The following is a 14,540-nucleotide window of genomic DNA, read 5'->3' as shown; positions in this document are numbered from 1 at the left end:
GTCCAGGAGCATGACGCAGGAGTTGGAATGAGAGTGCTTGTGATCGGCGCGGGCGCGCTAGGAGGCTATTACGGAGCTCGTCTGGTTCGAGCCGGCGGCGACGTGACTTTTCTGGTGCGGGCCGCGCGCGCAGAGCAATTGCGCCGGAATGGATTGCAGGTCGTGAGCCCGCATGGCGACTTTGCCGTGCAGCCGAAGATGGTGCTGGCGAACGATCTCAAGGAACCATTCGACGTCGTCCTTGTCGGGGTGAAATCCTACTCCCTCGACGATGCGATGACCCAGTTTGCCCCGGCCGTCGGTGCGAGCACGATGATCCTGCCTGTCCTCAACGGGTTGAAACATATCGACGCTCTGATTGCGCGGTTCGGCGCGGGGTGCGTCCTCGGCGGACTGGCGAATGTCAGCGCCGGGCTCGATCCGGAGGGGCGCGTCGTTCAGTTCATGGCCAATCAAACCATCGTCTTCGGCGAGATCGATGGTTCGTTGAGCGAGCGTGTGCTCGCGCTGGAGACGCTGCTCAACGTCCCCGGGATCGACGTGCGCGCCAGCGAAGCGATCATGCAGGACATGTGGGAAAAGTTCGTCCAGCTCTCGACGCTTGCCGGCATCACCTGCCTGATGCGCGCAAGCATCGGAGACATCCTGGCTGTGCCGAACGGGGAGCAATCCATCTTCCGCCTGTTCGCGGAATGCTGTGCGATTGCGACCGCCTCCGGCTTCGAGCCGCGCGCCCCGTTCATCGAGTTTGACCGGAAGCTGTTCACCACCCTGGATTCGCCGCTGAAGGCTTCGATGCTGCGCGATATCGAGCGTGGCTCGATCACGGAGGCGGAGCATATTCTGGGCGACATGGCCAATCGGGCGCGCAAGCTCGGCATTGAAACGCCGCTCTTGGACCTCGCTCGCGCGCATGTCGCCGTCTACGAGGTCGGGCGATCAAGGGTCGCGAGCTAACCCGCCCCGATCAGCGGGATCGCCTCGTCCCGTTCGTAGAGATACAGCAGGCATCGCAACGCTTCGCCGCGCTCGCCCTTCAGCTTCGGATCGTCCTTCATGATGCGCAGGGCTTCGTCACGGGCTTGCGTGATGAGCTGGCCGTGCACCTCCGGGCGCGCGATGCGATAGCCCGGCAGGCCGCTCTGCCGCACGCCCAGCACATCGCCTTCGCCGCGCAGCTTCAGGTCCTCCTCGGCGATGCGAAAGCCGTCGGTGGTCTCGCGGATCACCTTCAGCCGCGCCTTCGACATTTCGCCGAGCGGCTCGATGTAGAGCAGGATGCAGGTCGACGCCTCCGAGCCGCGCCCGATCCGGCCGCGGAGCTGGTGCAACTGGGCGAGGCCAAAGCGCTCGGCGTTCTCGATCACCATGATCGTCGCGGCCGGCACGTCGACGCCGACCTCGACCACGGTGGTTGCGACCAGGAGCCCGATCTCGTGGGCGGCGAACCGGCCCATGACGCGATCCTTCTCGGAGCCCTTCATCTGTCCGTGCACGAGCCCGACGCGGTCGCCGAAGCGTTTTTGCAGGCTCTCGAAACGCTTCGTCGCGTTGGTGAGATGCTCGGTGCCCTCGGCCTCGGATTCCTCGACCAGCGGGCAGATCCAGTAGACCAGCTTGCCTGACTCCAGTGCGCGCCCGACACCGTCCATGACTTCGCCGAGCCGGCTCATGGCAACGGCGCGGGTGTCGATCGGCTGGCGGCCGGCCGGCTTTTCGCGCAGCTCGGAGATGTCCATGTCGCCGAAATAGGTCAGCACCAGCGTGCGCGGGATCGGGGTGGCGCTCAGCACCAGCACGTCCACCGCTTCGCCCTTCGAGGTCAGCGCCAGCCGCTCACGCACCCCAAAACGGTGCTGCTCGTCGACGATGGCGAGCGCGAGGTCGTGGAAGACCACATCATCCTGGATCAGCGCGTGAGTGCCGACAAGCAGGTCGATCTCGCCGGCTTGGAGTTGCGCGAGCAACTCGCGCCGCTCCTTGCCCTTTTCCCGGCCGGTGAGGATCGCAACCCGCATGCCGGCGCGCTCGGCGAGCGGGGCGATGGTCTTGATGTGCTGGCGCGCCAGGATCTCGGTCGGGGCCATCAGCGCCGCCTGCTTGCCGACTTCGGCCACAGCGGCGGCCGCGAGCAGGGCGACCACGGTCTTGCCGGAGCCGACATCGCCCTGAAGCAGACGCAGCATCCGCACCGGTTGTTGCAGATCCCCGGCGATGGCAGCCGCCGCGCCACGCTGCGAGGGCGTGAGCGCGTAGGGCAGGGCGTCGATGATCTTGTTGCGCAAATGGCCGTCGCCGGCGTTGCGCACCCCGGCCGGTCGACGCAGCTGTGCCCGGATCAGCGCGAGCGCCAGCTGGCCGGCGAGCAGCTCGTCGAAGGCGAGGCGGGACCAGTAACGCTGGTCGGGGAGGATGTCGGTGAGTTCGACCGGCTGGTGCACGCGATGGAGCGCTTCGGCGAGAGGCGGGAAATCGCAGCGGCGCAGCACCTCCGGGCTGATCCATTCGGGCAAAGCGGGCAATTTGAGCAGCGCCTGCGCGATCGCGCGACGCAGCGAGCCGAGCGCCAGCCCCTCGGTCAGCGGATAGACCGGATCGATCCCTGAGAGTTTTGAGATCGCCTCTTCGTCCAGCACGCGGTCGGGATGCACGATCTGCGGAATGCCGTCATACATCTGGAGTGTGCCGGAGACATAGCGCTTCTCACCCACAGGCAGCAGCTTTTCGACATAGCCGGGCTTGGCGCGGAAGAACGTCAGCACGACGTCGCCGGTATCGTCGCTCGCATAGACCAGATAGGGCGCACGGGAGTTGCGCGGCGGAGGCGGCCGGTGGCGATCGACGGTGACCTCCAGCGTCACCATTGTTCCCTGGACTGCGTCGCGGATCTTCGGCCGGGCCCGGCGGTCGATCACCTGGCTCGGCAGATGCAGCAAGAGGTCCACCAGCCGCGGCGTCTCGTTTCGGCTGAGCAGATATTGCAGCAGCTTGTCCTGCTTCGGACCGACGCCGGGCAGGCTGGTCACGGGAGCGAACAGCGGATTGAGCAGGCTGGGGCGCATGGACGCGAATCTAGGATCGTTTCGGCCCGTCATGCCCGGCTTTATGCCAGGCATCCACGTCTTTTTTCGCTGGTTTTCCCGGCATCCGGCCATGTCAAATCGAGGGCTGACATGGCCGGTTCCAGTGGCTATATCAACCCGGCCCGGCACGTCCGGGCTTTCGGCGTTTGACTGGATTTGAGACATGACGGGAACAACACGATCGAGCGACGGGCTGGACGATCGCCGCAAGCGGCTTCTGTTCCGCTGCTGGCACCGCGGCACGCGCGAGATGGATTTGATCCTTGGCCGCTTCGCGGACGCCGAGATCGGCAACCTGTCCGAGGCCGAGCTGAGCGAGCTCGAGGCGCTGCTCGAGGTCAACGATCCCGATCTCTATGCCGCCCTCACTGGTGACAAGGCGCTGCCAGCCGCTGTCGCGGGTCCGCTGTTCGCCCGCATCAAGGCGTTTCCGGTTGCGGACAGCGCCGTATGAAGCAAGGCATGAAATCTCCAGCCGAGCTGCTGACGCCCGGCCGCGCGCTGACGCTTGCCAATGTCGCCGAGGGCGCCGAAGGCCTTGTCGTCTCCGATCTCGCGCGCGCCATTGCCGCGCGGCCCAAAAAGCCCGCGGTCAGCCTTGCCGTGGTCTGCCGCGACGGCGCGCGGATGCAGCAGCTCGAACGCGCGCTGCAGTTCTTCGCGCCCGATCTGCCGGTCCTGACCTTTCCGGCCTGGGACTGCCAGCCTTACGACCGCGTCTCGCCGCACGGCGGCATACTGGCGCAGCGTCTGACGACGCTGGCGCGACTCGCCGCGCTGACCGGCAGCGACAAGCCGCTGATCGTGCTGACCACGGTGAACGCGGTTGTGCAGCGCGTGCCCGCGCGCGAGCTCGTCGCGGCCCAGGCGCTTTCTGTGGCGCCGGGTAATGTCGTGCCGATGGACACCATCGTCGCCTGGCTCGAGCACAACGGCTACAACCGCTCCTCGACCGTGCGCGAGCCCGGTGAATATGCGGTGCGCGGCGGCATCCTCGATCTGTTTCCGGCCGGCCTCGAGCAGCCCGTTCGCTTCGACTTCTTCGGCGACAGCCTGGAATCGATCCGCTCCTTCGATGCCGAGACCCAGCGCACGCTGCTCGACATGCGCTCGCTCGATCTGGTGCCGATCTCGGAATTCCAGCTCGTCACCGATACGATCCGTAGATTCCGCATGGGCTATGTCGCCGAGTTCGGCGCGCCCGAGCGCGACGATGCGCTCTACGAGGCGGTCAGCGAGGGCCGCCGCCATCCCGGCATGGAGCACTGGCTGCCGCTGTTCCAGGACCGGATGGACACGCTGTTCGACTATCTGCAAGGGGCGGCCGTTGCGATCGAGCCGCAGGCCGAGGATGCCGTCCGCGAACGTTTCAAGCAGATCCAGGACTATTACGAAGCCCGCCGCGAAGCGATGGAGCATCCGGGCGGCGGCGCCATCTACAAGCCGCTGCCGCCTGACAGGCTCTATCTAACCGATGAGGAGTGGACCAAGCGCGAACGCGATATGCCGCTGATCCGGCTGACGCCGTTCTCGGTGCCGACCGACGGCACCAGTGTCATCGATGCCGGCGCCCGCAAGGGTCGCGACTTCGCACCGGAACGCAACGACACCACCGTCAACGTATTCGAATCCGTCGTCAGCCATGTCATGGCGCTACAGGCCCAGCGCAAGAAGGTCGTGATCGCGCTGTGGAGCGAAGGCTCGCGCGACCGCATGACCTCGATGCTGCGGGACCACAAGCTGGCCCATACCACCAGCGTCAATGCCTGGCGCACGGTGCAGGCGACTCCGCGCAACGAGACCATGCTCGCCGTGCTCGGCCTCGAGAGCGGCTTCGAGACCGACGAGATCGCTGTCATCAGCGAGCAGGACATTCTGGGCGACCGCCTGGTGCGGCCGCGCAAGGCGAGCCGCAAGCTCGACAATTTCATCTCGGAGGTGACGAGCCTCACCGCCGGCGACATCGTCGTTCACGTCGACCACGGTATCGGCCGTTTCATCGGCCTGCAGACGCTGGACGTCGCCGGCGCGCCGCATGACTGCCTCGAGCTGCATTATGCCGCCGATACGAAGCTGTTCCTGCCGGTCGAGAACATCGAGCTGTTGTCGCGCTACGGCTCCGATCAGACCACGGTCGAGCTGGATCGTCTCGGCGGAAGCGGCTGGCAGACCCGCAAGGCGAAGCTCAAGAACCGTATTCGCGAGATCGCCGGCGAGCTGATCAAGATCGCGGCCGCGCGCCATCTGCACGAGGCCCCCAAGCTGCCGGTGCAGCAGGGCCTCTACGACGAGTTCTGCGCGCGCTTCCCCTATGACGAGACCGAGGACCAGCTGGGGGCGATCGAATCCACCCTCAAAGACCTCGAGCTCGGCCGTCCCATGGACCGGCTGATCTGCGGCGACGTCGGCTTCGGCAAGACCGAGGTCGCGCTGCGCGCCGCGTTTGCCGTTGCGCTCGAAGGCAAGCAGGTCGCGGTCGTTGTGCCGACCACGCTCTTGGCGCGTCAGCACGCCAAGACCTTCACCGAGCGCTTCAAGGGCTTTCCGGTGAATGTGGCGCAGGCCTCGCGCCTGATCGCGACCAAGGAGCTGAACCAGGTCAAGAAAGGCATTGCCGACGGGTCTGTCGATATCGTCGTCGGCACCCACGCGCTGCTCGGCAAGGCGATCAAGTTCCGCGATCTCGGCCTCGTCATTGTCGACGAGGAGCAGCATTTCGGCGTCACCCACAAGGAGCGGCTGAAGGCGCTGCGCTCCGAGGTGCATGTGCTGACGCTGTCGGCAACCCCGATCCCGCGCACGCTGCAGCTCGCGCTCACAGGCGTTCGCGAGCTCTCGATCATCGCCTCGCCCCCGGTCGACCGCCTTGCGGTGCGCACCTTCGTCGCCCCGCACGATCCCCTGATGATCCGCGAGGCGCTGCTGCGCGAGCGCTATCGCGGCGGTCAGGCGTTCTACGTGGTGCCGCGCATCGACGATCTCGCCGAGGTCAAGGATTTCCTCGACAAGAACGTGCCGGAGATGAAGGTCGCGGTCGCGCACGGCCAGATGCCGCCTGCCGTGATCGAGGACATCATGACCGCGTTCTACGACGGCAAGTTCGACATCCTGCTGTCGACCACGATCGTGGAATCCGGTCTCGACATTCCCAATGCCAATACGCTGATCGTGCACCGGGCCGACATGTTCGGCCTCGCACAGCTCTACCAGCTGCGCGGCCGCGTCGGCCGCTCCAAGCTGCGCGCCTACGCGCTGTTCACGCTGCCGGCGCAGCAGAAGATCACTGCGCAGGCCGAGCGCCGGCTCACCGTGCTGCAATCGCTGGAGACGCTGGGTGCCGGCTTCCAGCTCGCCTCGCACGACCTCGATATCAGAGGCGCCGGCAATCTGCTGGGCGAGGAGCAGTCGGGCCACATCAAGGAAGTCGGCTTCGAGCTCTATCAATCGATGCTGGAGGAGGCGATCGTCAACCTCAAGGCCGGTGTGTCCGAGCCCGCCGCCGACCGCTGGTCACCGACCATCACCATCGGCATGCCCGTGCTCATTCCGGAGGACTATGTCGGCGATCTCTCGGTGCGGCTGTCGTTGTATCGGCGCCTGGCTGACCTCGACAGCGAAGATGAGATCGAGAATTTTGGCGCAGAGATGCGCGACCGTTTCGGCGTCCTGCCGGACGAGGTGCGCTATCTCTTCAAGGTCGCCGCAATCAAGGCGTTCTGCCGCCAGGCCAATGTCGAGAAGATCGACGCCGGACCGAAGGGTGCCGTCATCACCTTCCGCGACAATTCCTTCGCCTATCCAGACCGGCTGGTGTCGTTCATCAAGAGCCACGGCCAGGCGGCCAAGGTGCGGCCCGACATGAAGGTGGTGTTCCTGCAGGATTGGGAGACGCCGGAAGAGCGTCTCGCCGGCACCACGGAGATCATGCGGCAGCTGGCCCAGCTCGCGCAGAAAAAGAAGGCTGCGTAGGCAGCAGGGCGAGATGCCGTAGGGTGGGGAAAGCGAAGCGTGCGCACCATTCGTGCGGTCCGAGAATGGTGGTGGGCGCGGCGCAAGTGCGCCTTTGCCCACTCTACGGCACTCTCTCCACGTCATTGCGAGTAGCTCTTGCGACGAAGCAATCCAGAGTCTTTCCACGGAGAGATTCTGGATTGTTTCGCGGCGCTCGCAATGACGGTGCTTGTCGGGACGGCTCGCGAAATCTACGACGCCGCCCGTGACGCGTCCGCCGACAGCCGCGCCAGCAGCGACCGTGCCGTGTCGGACGGCGACAGCGAATCCACCGAGACGACGGGATCGCTGCGCATCTCGTGCTTGCCGTTGGACGTGTGCTTCATCACGGCCGACAGGCGGCGGGCGATCATGTGCGCCGTGCGGAAGTCGGTCTCGGCGAACACCACGATGACGGAGCCGTCCTTCTGCGCAGCGCCAAAATCCATCTGCCGCATCAGGCGGCTTAAAATACGCGCAGCATCGAGCTGGGCGCGGGGGTTGCCCGGATCGAAGGCGAACCGCGCCACCGACAGGCCGCCGCCGCGGGCAAGCGTCTCTTCGACCGCCTTGGCGAAATCGCGGGCGAAGGCTTCGACCGTGAGCAGGCCGCTGCGCGGATCGAGCCAGCCGCCGGCGTCGATCGAGCGCAGCGTGCGGCTCAGTTGCGCCTCCATCGCGCGCTGGCGAATGAGCGGTAGTGCGTTGGCTGCAACCTTCGCAGGCTCGCCCGCGATCAGCTCGAGATTGGGCAGGTCGTAGCTCTGGGTGAGCTGGTGCGCGGTGACGACCACGGGCAGGTTGCGGAAGCGGGTGTCCTCCGCCAGCACCGTGAGAAAGGCATCGGTGACGCGCGGGGTGAAGCCGTCGGAGAGGACGACGCCGTCGATGTCGCGGGTGTTGAGATGCTTTGCGGCGGCCTCGATCGAGAGCGCGCCGACGACGCCGGTGCGTTCGCCGAGCGCAACGGACAGGGCAGGGTAGGCGGAGCCCCGGCCAATCAAGAGCACGATGGCGTCACGCACCGGATCGCTCTCCGGCAGCGCGACCTTCACCTCCGGCAAGCGTCGCAGCACCGTGGCGTGCAGCGTGCGAACGCGGATCGCAGCGCGCAGGCGTGCGATCAGGCGCTCGGCGGCATTGGCACGCGTGGCGAAGGGCAGGGCGTTGTGAGGCAGCGACGCCTGCGCATCCAGCGCGACCAGCGGGAGATAGAGCGGCTGATCGGCGATCTTCTTTGCGAGCAACGCGACGTGCTGCTCGTGGCCACCGGACATGGCGGCGAGGACGGCGGCCGGCTGCACCTGCTCGACGGCCCGCACGGCGCTCGCCCAGTCGCTGTCGACGACCGGAAACAGACGGGCCTCGTCCAGCGCCGCAATGAAGGCGGGGCGCTCGGTATTGGAGACAAAAAGGATCGGGCCCGCCTGGGACATCAGGAAACTCTGATCACGCAATCGATGCTGCACAATCTAGTCCGGACCGCCTTAATGCGGCGTCAATGTTCCCTGCGAAACTGCGCCTAGACCGGTCCGGAGCGGTCGCGAAAAGCCTCGACCATCAAGGGGTTAAGCCCGAGCTCACTGAGCGCCTCGCGGGCCCTCGCATTGTCCTGGGCCCGGCCCGCCAGCCGGTGACCGGAGAGGCGGTCGGGCAGGGCCGTCAGCAGCGCACCCTGGCCGAGCCGACGCGCCCATTCCTGGAGGTCGTTGGACAGGAAGCGATAGCCGCCGACGGCCATGAGGCCCGCTGGCGGCGCGGTGATGCAGATCGCGCCGGTTGTGCGGTCGATCCGGGCAGCATAGCCGGTGTCGACATAGTCGCGCGGCGGCTGCGCCGTCAGGGTCTCGCCGACCGGCTGCGGCGGCGCATAGGCCGCGATCGGCACCATCGGGCCGCGCAGCCCGAGCGTGCCCTTCTGCGTCAGCAGGATCTCGCCCGCGATCGAGGAGCCGGACTGCTCGCGCGGGGCACCATGCGGCCCGGGCACCACCGCGACAGGCATGCCATCCTCGCCGCGGCGGACGCCGAACAGCCCGGCCTCGCCGAACAGGTAGACGTCCGTGAGCGGCGCATGCGGCGCGATCCAGGCCTCGCTCGCTGCCACCTGCTCGGGCGCGCGCCAGAGCCCGATGACGTTGCGCAAGGTCGGCATGCGCGCGGCAAGGCCGGAATCGCCGAGGCGCAGCGCGAGTTGGGCGGGCGCGATCAGCACGTCGCATTCATGCTCGTTGATCTGCTGCTCCAGCACCTCGCTCTCGAAGGGATGATGCAGCGCCAGCGTGCCGCCGCAGAGCAGCCACACCGCGAGCGAGGAGGCGAGGCCTGCGAACGACATCGGCGTGAACGCCGCCATCACCGTCGCGCCCTGCCGGATGTCGGCTTCCAGCGACATCGCAAGGCCACCGGCGATGAGGCTGAAATGCGGCCGCGGCACCGGGCGGAAACCCTCCGCCGTGACGTCGAAGGAGATCATCGCCGCCTTGCGGCCGTCCTGGATCACGGCGCGCGTCGTGCCGGGCGGACGCGCCAGCACCTCGTCGAGCGGGGCCATGCCTTCGGGCAGATCAGAACCGAAGCCGAAGACGTGGCGGATCGCGAACGCCTCGGCGGCTGCGTGCATCGCAAGGTCGGAATAGCTGACGCCGTCGACCTTGCTCATGGTCACGATGGCGCGCGCCGCGGTGCGGTTGAGCGCGGCCGCCAGTTCCGCTTGTCGCCACAGCAGCGGCAGCACTGCGACCACGAGGCCGGCACGATGGGCAGCCAGCACCGTCAGCACGAACTCGACGGTCGCGGGCAACTGGATCGCGATCACCGAATTGGCCGGCAGGCCCGATTCGACGAAATGCGCCGACAGCGCCTCGATGGCTGTGTCAGCTTCGGCGTAGGTCAGCCGCCGCGGCTGGTGGCCGGTGATGCGGGATTTGTTGAGGGGGTCGAGCAGGGCAGGCGCGTGCGGCTGCCGCATCAGCGTCCGCTGGAACAGCGTGTCGAGCGTCGGTGATACGGCTGGCTGGTTCACGGCGTCACTTCGCTGGACTGGCTTGAGGCTGACCCTTCGCCCACCAGGTCTCCGGCAGATAGCCCGAGAGCGCGGTGGCCTGTGGTCGTTCTATCCGATTCCAGCGCGCGATCCATTGCTCGGATACGTTAAACAGGGGGATTGTGTAGAAGCCGGCCATCAAGGCGCGGTCGAGCGCCCGTACCGCGGAGGCAAAGTCCGTATGATCACGGGCCTCCAGCAGGGCCTTGATCATCGCATCGACCGCTGGGTCCTTCGCGCCCATGTAGTTGCGGGTGCCCGGGTTGTCGGCGGCCGCGCTGCCCCAATAGAAATATTGCTCGTTGCCGGGCGACAGCGACTGGTCCCAGCGGTTCTGGATCATGTCGAACTCGTAGGCCAGCCGACGCTGGTCGAATTGCACGGGATCGACCGCGCGCACGCTCACATCGATGCCGGCGCGTTTGAGGTCGCGCTGGAAGGCGAGCGCGATGCGCTCCTGGTCGCGGGTCGTCACCAGCATCTCGAAGGTGAAGGGCACCTTGGTCGAGCGATTGCGCAGCACGGTCCCTTCGAGATCGTAGCCGGCGTCCGACAGGAGTTTGAGCGCCGCGCGCAGCGTGGTGCGGTCGCGCCCCGAGCCGTCGGTCACGGGCAGGCGATAGCTGCCATCCATGATGTCTGCAGGAATCTGCGCGCCAAAGGGTTTGAGCAGTTTACGCTCGCGCGCATCCGCGGGCCGCGCATAGGCCGACAGCTCGGAGCCCGCGAAATAGCCGCCGGCGCGCGAATACAGCGAGAAGAAATAGTTGCGGTTGACCAGCTCGAAATCGAACAGCAGCGTCAGCGCCTGGCGCACGCGGATGTCGGCGAAGACAGGACGTCTGGTGTTGAATACCAGGAATTCCGAGGGCCATGGCGTGCCGGGCTTGAAGGTGTCGCGGATCACCTCGCCGGTTTTGGCAGCTGGAAAATCGTAGCCGTCATGCCAGCGCAGCGGCTCGTTCTCGACGCGGAAATCATAGAGGCCGCGCTTGAAGGCTTCGAACTGGCCATTGGCCTCGCGATAATAATCGAGCCGGATCTCGTCGAAATTGAAGAGCCCGCGATTGACGGGTAAGTCGCGGCCCCAATAATCGGGATTGCGCGTCAGCGTCACGCTGGCGCCGGGCTTCACCGCCGTGACGCGGTAGGGACCCGAGGCGATGGGTCCGGTCAGCGTCGTCTCCTCGAAGCTCGCGACATCGACGGCATGCTTCGGCAGGATCGGCATCAGGCCAAGGATCAGCGGCAGCTCGCGGTCATTGGCGCCGGTGAGGTCGAAGCGGACCGTGAGTGGATCCGGCGCCTCGGCCTTGGCGACCTTAGCGTAGTACTGGCGAAGGTTGGGGCGGCCATGATCGCGCAGGAGCTGCCAGGAGAACAGCACGTCCTCGGCAGCGACCTGTTTTCCGTCGGAGAAACGGGCGCGGGGGTCGAGATGAAACGTGACGTAGCTCCGTTCGTCATCGGTCTCGACGGTCCTGGCGAGCAGGCCGTAGAGCGTGAACGGCTCGTCCTGGCCGCGCGCCAGCAAGCTCTCGACCACGTAGGCGCGGATCGGCTGCACGGCCAATCCCTTCACGATGAACGGATTGAGGCTGTCGAACGTGCCGAGAATGCCCCAGGTCAGCCGGCCGCCCTTGGGGGCATCGGGGTTGGCATAGGGCATGTGGGTGAAATCGGCCGGCAAGGTCGGCTTGCCATGCATGGCGAGCGCATGCGCCTCTTCGGCGCGCGTGCCGCTGACCGACAGCCCCAAGGGGAGAGCCAAGATCGCGAGAGCCAAGATCGCGGGGGTCAAGGCGAGACGGCAAAGGCGGACACCGGGGCCCTCGAGCAGGCGCTGGAACATGAACATTCGGACACGTTGATTCGAGGACCGGTGGTGGGCGAATCCTATCACAGGGATTTCACTGCGAGCTTGTCCGGAGACAGCCAAAGACGCTTGTCGGCATTGATCTTTTCGGCGACCGCGTTAAGAAGGCACGCAATCGCGCGGAGAGCGCCGAGCCCGTCACGTATCCGCCTCAATTGACGGGGAGAGAGCCGCGCCCAGGCGGTTTGGTTCGGCGCTTCGGAGCGGTTCGGGCACTTCCCGTTCAGAAAGGGTTTTCTGCAATGAATTTCCGTTATTTGGCCGCGTCCGTCCGGCCGCGCGGGCGCCTTCTCGCCCTGTTGACGGCGACGGCATTGGTCGTTCCGTTTGCTGCTGAGGCCCAGGGTCCGACCCCGGCCGCGCCGGCGCCAAAGGCGGCCCCGAAAGCGGCTCCGAAGGCTGCCCCCAAGGCTCCGGCACCCGCGCCGGCTCCCCAAGCCCAGCAGGCCCCGGCCCAGCCGGGCGCACCGGCCGCGCCGGGCGGCCAGCCCGCCGATCAGCAGATCCAGCTGATCTACGCGCCCTGGACCAAGTTCTGCCTCAAGGGCCAGGACGCCAATGCCAAGCAGGTCTGCTTCACCGGCAAGGACGGCCGCATCGAATCGGGCCAGCCGGTCATCGCGGCCGTGATCATCGAGCCGGAAGGCGAGCCCAAGAAGATCCTGCGCGTGACGCTGCCGCTCGGCATGCAGCTCGTCCACGGCACCCGCATCATCGTCGACAACAATCCGCCGCTGCAGAGCCCGTATGTGATCTGCTTCCAGAACGGGTGTATGTCGGATTACGAAGCAACGCCCGAGCTCATCAACAACATGAAGAAGGGCCAGAACCTCGTGGTGCAGGCGATCAACGCCAACGGCGCGCCGCTGACCCTGCCGCTGCCGCTCGCCGGCGAATTCCAGAAGGCCTATGACGGTCCGCCGACCGATCCGAAGGTGTTCGAGGAAACCCAGAAGAAGCTGCAGGAAGAGCTGCAGAAGAAGGCCGACGAGCAGCGCAAGAAGCTCGAGCAGCAGGGTACGCCTCCGGGCACACCCGCCGGGCAGAAGTAATCGGGCTCAAATCCCGGACATGGAAAAGGCGCTCGAACGAGCGCCTTTTTTGCGGGTCGCTTGATGCGGCAAAACTTGGTGAGGGGGGAGGAGAGCTCAGTTCAGCGACGGATTGCGCGGGCGGTAGCCGCCATCCTTGTTCTTGATGAAGATCTCCGCGACCTGGGAATGGCGGATCGGCTCGCCTGATTCGTCGGGCAGCAGGTTCTGCTCGGAGACATAGGCGACATACTCGGACTCCGCGTTCTCCGCGAGCAGGTGATAGAACGGCTGGTCCTTGTGGGGCCGTACCTCCTCGGGGATCGACAGCCACCACTCCTCGGTGTTGTTGAATTCCGGATCGATGTCGAAGATCACCCCCCGGAACGAGAAGATCCGGTGGCGCACGACCTGTCCGATCTGGAATTTGGCTGTCCGCGCTTTAATCATCCTCCGTCGATAGACCAGGATTGTGGCCGATGCTAGTGGCCTTATCGGGAATTACCCCGCGGCCGCGGGGCAGATAGCCGTCAGGTCTTCAGAAAATACTTCATCAATGGTCGATATCCTCAATCTGGCGCTCCCTTATTTCGGCTTGATTTTCGTCGGCTTTGCCTGCGGCAAGGTGAAATCGCTGCCGGAATCAGGCCTCGCCTGGATGAACTTCTTCCTGCTCTATGTGTCGCTGCCGGCGCTGCTGTTTGCGATCATGTCGAAGACGCCGTTTTCGGAATTGAACAACCCGCCGTTCCTGGTCGCGACCACGCTGTCGACGGTCGCCGCGTTCACCATCGCGCTCGTCGTCGGGAAGGTTCTTGGCAAGCTGACGCTACGCGAGGCGACGCTCGCGGGCCTCTCCGGCGGCTACGGCAATATCGGTTACATGGGGCCGGGGCTGGCGCTCGCGGTGCTTGGATCCAGGGCAGCGGCGCCGACGGCGCTGATCTTCTGCTGCGACAGCATCTTCCTGTTCACGATCGTGCCGCTGCTGATCGAACTGTCCGACCGGGACCATCCCTCGCTCGTGCATGCCTTCGGCGTCGTGCTGAAGCAGATCGTGCTCAACCCGCTGATCATGTCGGCGTGCTTTGGCGCAGCCGTGGCCGCACTCCATATCGAGCTGCCGGTCGCGCTCGACCGCACCATCACCTTCCTCCAGAACGCGGCGGCCCCGACCGCGCTGTTCGTGCTTGGCGTGACGGTGGCGCTGCGCCCGTTCCATCGCGTGCCCTGGGAAGTGCCTGGTGTGATCGCGGTCAAGCTGCTGATCCATCCGCTCGTCGCCATTGGCCTGATGCTGGCATTCGGTCCCTTCGCGCAGCCATGGGCCGCCACCGCCATCCTGATGGCCTCGCTGCCGCCGGCGCTGAATGTGTTCGTGATCGCCCGGCAAAACGACGCCTGGATCGAATCTGCATCCGTCGCCGTGCTGCTCGGAACGTTTGCATCGGTGATCACGCTGACCAGCGTGATGTGGGCGCTCCAGACCGGCCGGCTGTCGTTTCCGTAAGGAC

General features: G+C 65.9%; 10 protein-coding genes. 5 read left to right on the top strand and 5 right to left on the bottom strand.

The window, feature by feature from the left end; translation table 11 throughout:
* Positions 1-27 precede the first annotated feature (27 nt).
* The gene (panE, locus tag X265_RS19705; protein ID WP_128966316.1) at positions 28-957 is read left to right on the top strand and encodes a 2-dehydropantoate 2-reductase; all 930 of its coding nucleotides are present in this window, start codon (positions 28-30) and stop codon (positions 955-957) included.
* On the opposite strand, the gene recG is transcribed toward panE, so the two are convergent.
* Positions 954-3,062: an ATP-dependent DNA helicase RecG gene (gene recG / locus X265_RS19700; protein ID WP_128966315.1), complete on the bottom strand. Its 2,109-nt coding sequence runs from the start codon at positions 3,060-3,062 to the stop codon at positions 954-956. The genes panE and recG overlap by 4 nt on opposite strands.
* A 184-nt stretch (positions 3,063-3,246) precedes the next feature.
* Between recG and X265_RS19695 the strand changes: the two genes are divergently transcribed.
* Positions 3,247-3,537: an FAD assembly factor SdhE gene (locus X265_RS19695; protein WP_128966314.1), complete on the top strand. Its 291-nt coding sequence runs from the start codon at positions 3,247-3,249 to the stop codon at positions 3,535-3,537.
* On the top strand, positions 3,534-7,052 hold the full coding sequence (mfd, locus tag X265_RS19690) for a transcription-repair coupling factor (protein WP_128966313.1): 3,519 nt from the start codon (positions 3,534-3,536) through the stop codon (positions 7,050-7,052). The genes X265_RS19695 and mfd overlap by 4 nt, the downstream gene beginning before the upstream one ends.
* Before the next feature lie 233 nt (positions 7,053-7,285).
* Here mfd and X265_RS19685 read toward each other — a convergent pair whose 3' ends face one another.
* From X265_RS19685 to X265_RS19675, 3 genes are all read right to left on the bottom strand, one after another.
* Positions 7,286-8,509 carry a GGDEF domain-containing protein gene (locus tag X265_RS19685; RefSeq protein ID WP_128966312.1) on the bottom strand — a complete coding sequence of 408 codons (1,224 nt, stop codon included), beginning with the start codon at positions 8,507-8,509 and terminating at the stop codon, positions 7,286-7,288.
* An 86-nt stretch (positions 8,510-8,595) separates the two neighbouring features.
* Complete coding sequence (locus tag X265_RS19680) at positions 8,596-10,098, bottom strand: AMP-binding protein (RefSeq protein WP_128966311.1); 1,503 nt, start codon at positions 10,096-10,098, stop codon at positions 8,596-8,598.
* Between the two features lie 4 nt (positions 10,099-10,102).
* Positions 10,103-11,977 (bottom strand): extracellular solute-binding protein, encoded by a 1,875-nt coding sequence (locus X265_RS19675; protein WP_128966310.1) that lies wholly within the window; start codon positions 11,975-11,977, stop codon positions 10,103-10,105.
* A gap of 260 nt (positions 11,978-12,237) precedes the next feature.
* On the opposite strand from X265_RS19675, the gene X265_RS19670 reads away from it, so the two are divergent.
* The gene (locus tag X265_RS19670; protein ID WP_128966309.1) at positions 12,238-13,047 is read left to right on the top strand and encodes an invasion associated locus B family protein; all 810 of its coding nucleotides are present in this window, start codon (positions 12,238-12,240) and stop codon (positions 13,045-13,047) included.
* A gap of 96 nt (positions 13,048-13,143) precedes the next feature.
* Here X265_RS19670 and hspQ read toward each other — a convergent pair whose 3' ends face one another.
* Positions 13,144-13,476 carry a heat shock protein HspQ gene (gene hspQ / locus X265_RS19665; RefSeq protein ID WP_018317973.1) on the bottom strand — a complete coding sequence of 111 codons (333 nt, stop codon included), beginning with the start codon at positions 13,474-13,476 and terminating at the stop codon, positions 13,144-13,146.
* Between the two features lie 106 nt (positions 13,477-13,582).
* On the opposite strand from hspQ, the gene X265_RS19660 reads away from it, so the two are divergent.
* Complete coding sequence (locus X265_RS19660; protein ID WP_128966308.1) at positions 13,583-14,536, top strand: AEC family transporter; 954 nt, start codon at positions 13,583-13,585, stop codon at positions 14,534-14,536.
* Positions 14,537-14,540: the final 4 nt, after the last annotated feature.

The organism is Bradyrhizobium guangdongense (assembly GCF_004114975.1).
GTDB lineage: Bacteria > Pseudomonadota > Alphaproteobacteria > Rhizobiales > Xanthobacteraceae > Bradyrhizobium > Bradyrhizobium guangdongense.
This window is presented reverse-complemented; position numbering and strand designations above follow the sequence as displayed.

Excerpts from the sequence above, each read along its gene's own strand:
- panE (WP_128966316.1), top strand. The coding sequence starts at position 28 with ATGAGAGTGCTTGTGATCGGCGCGGGCGCGCTAGGAGGCTATTACGGA.
- recG (WP_128966315.1), bottom strand. The coding sequence starts at position 3,062 with ATGCGCCCCAGCCTGCTCAATCCGCTGTTCGCTCCCGTGACCAGCCTG.
- X265_RS19695 (WP_128966314.1), top strand. The coding sequence starts at position 3,247 with ATGACGGGAACAACACGATCGAGCGACGGGCTGGACGATCGCCGCAAG.
- mfd (WP_128966313.1), top strand. The coding sequence starts at position 3,534 with ATGAAGCAAGGCATGAAATCTCCAGCCGAGCTGCTGACGCCCGGCCGC.
- X265_RS19685 (WP_128966312.1), bottom strand. The coding sequence starts at position 8,509 with ATGTCCCAGGCGGGCCCGATCCTTTTTGTCTCCAATACCGAGCGCCCC.
- X265_RS19675 (WP_128966310.1), bottom strand. The coding sequence starts at position 11,977 with ATGTTCATGTTCCAGCGCCTGCTCGAGGGCCCCGGTGTCCGCCTTTGC.
- X265_RS19670 (WP_128966309.1), top strand. The coding sequence starts at position 12,238 with ATGAATTTCCGTTATTTGGCCGCGTCCGTCCGGCCGCGCGGGCGCCTT.
- hspQ (WP_018317973.1), bottom strand. The coding sequence starts at position 13,476 with ATGATTAAAGCGCGGACAGCCAAATTCCAGATCGGACAGGTCGTGCGC.
- X265_RS19660 (WP_128966308.1), top strand. The coding sequence starts at position 13,583 with ATGGTCGATATCCTCAATCTGGCGCTCCCTTATTTCGGCTTGATTTTC.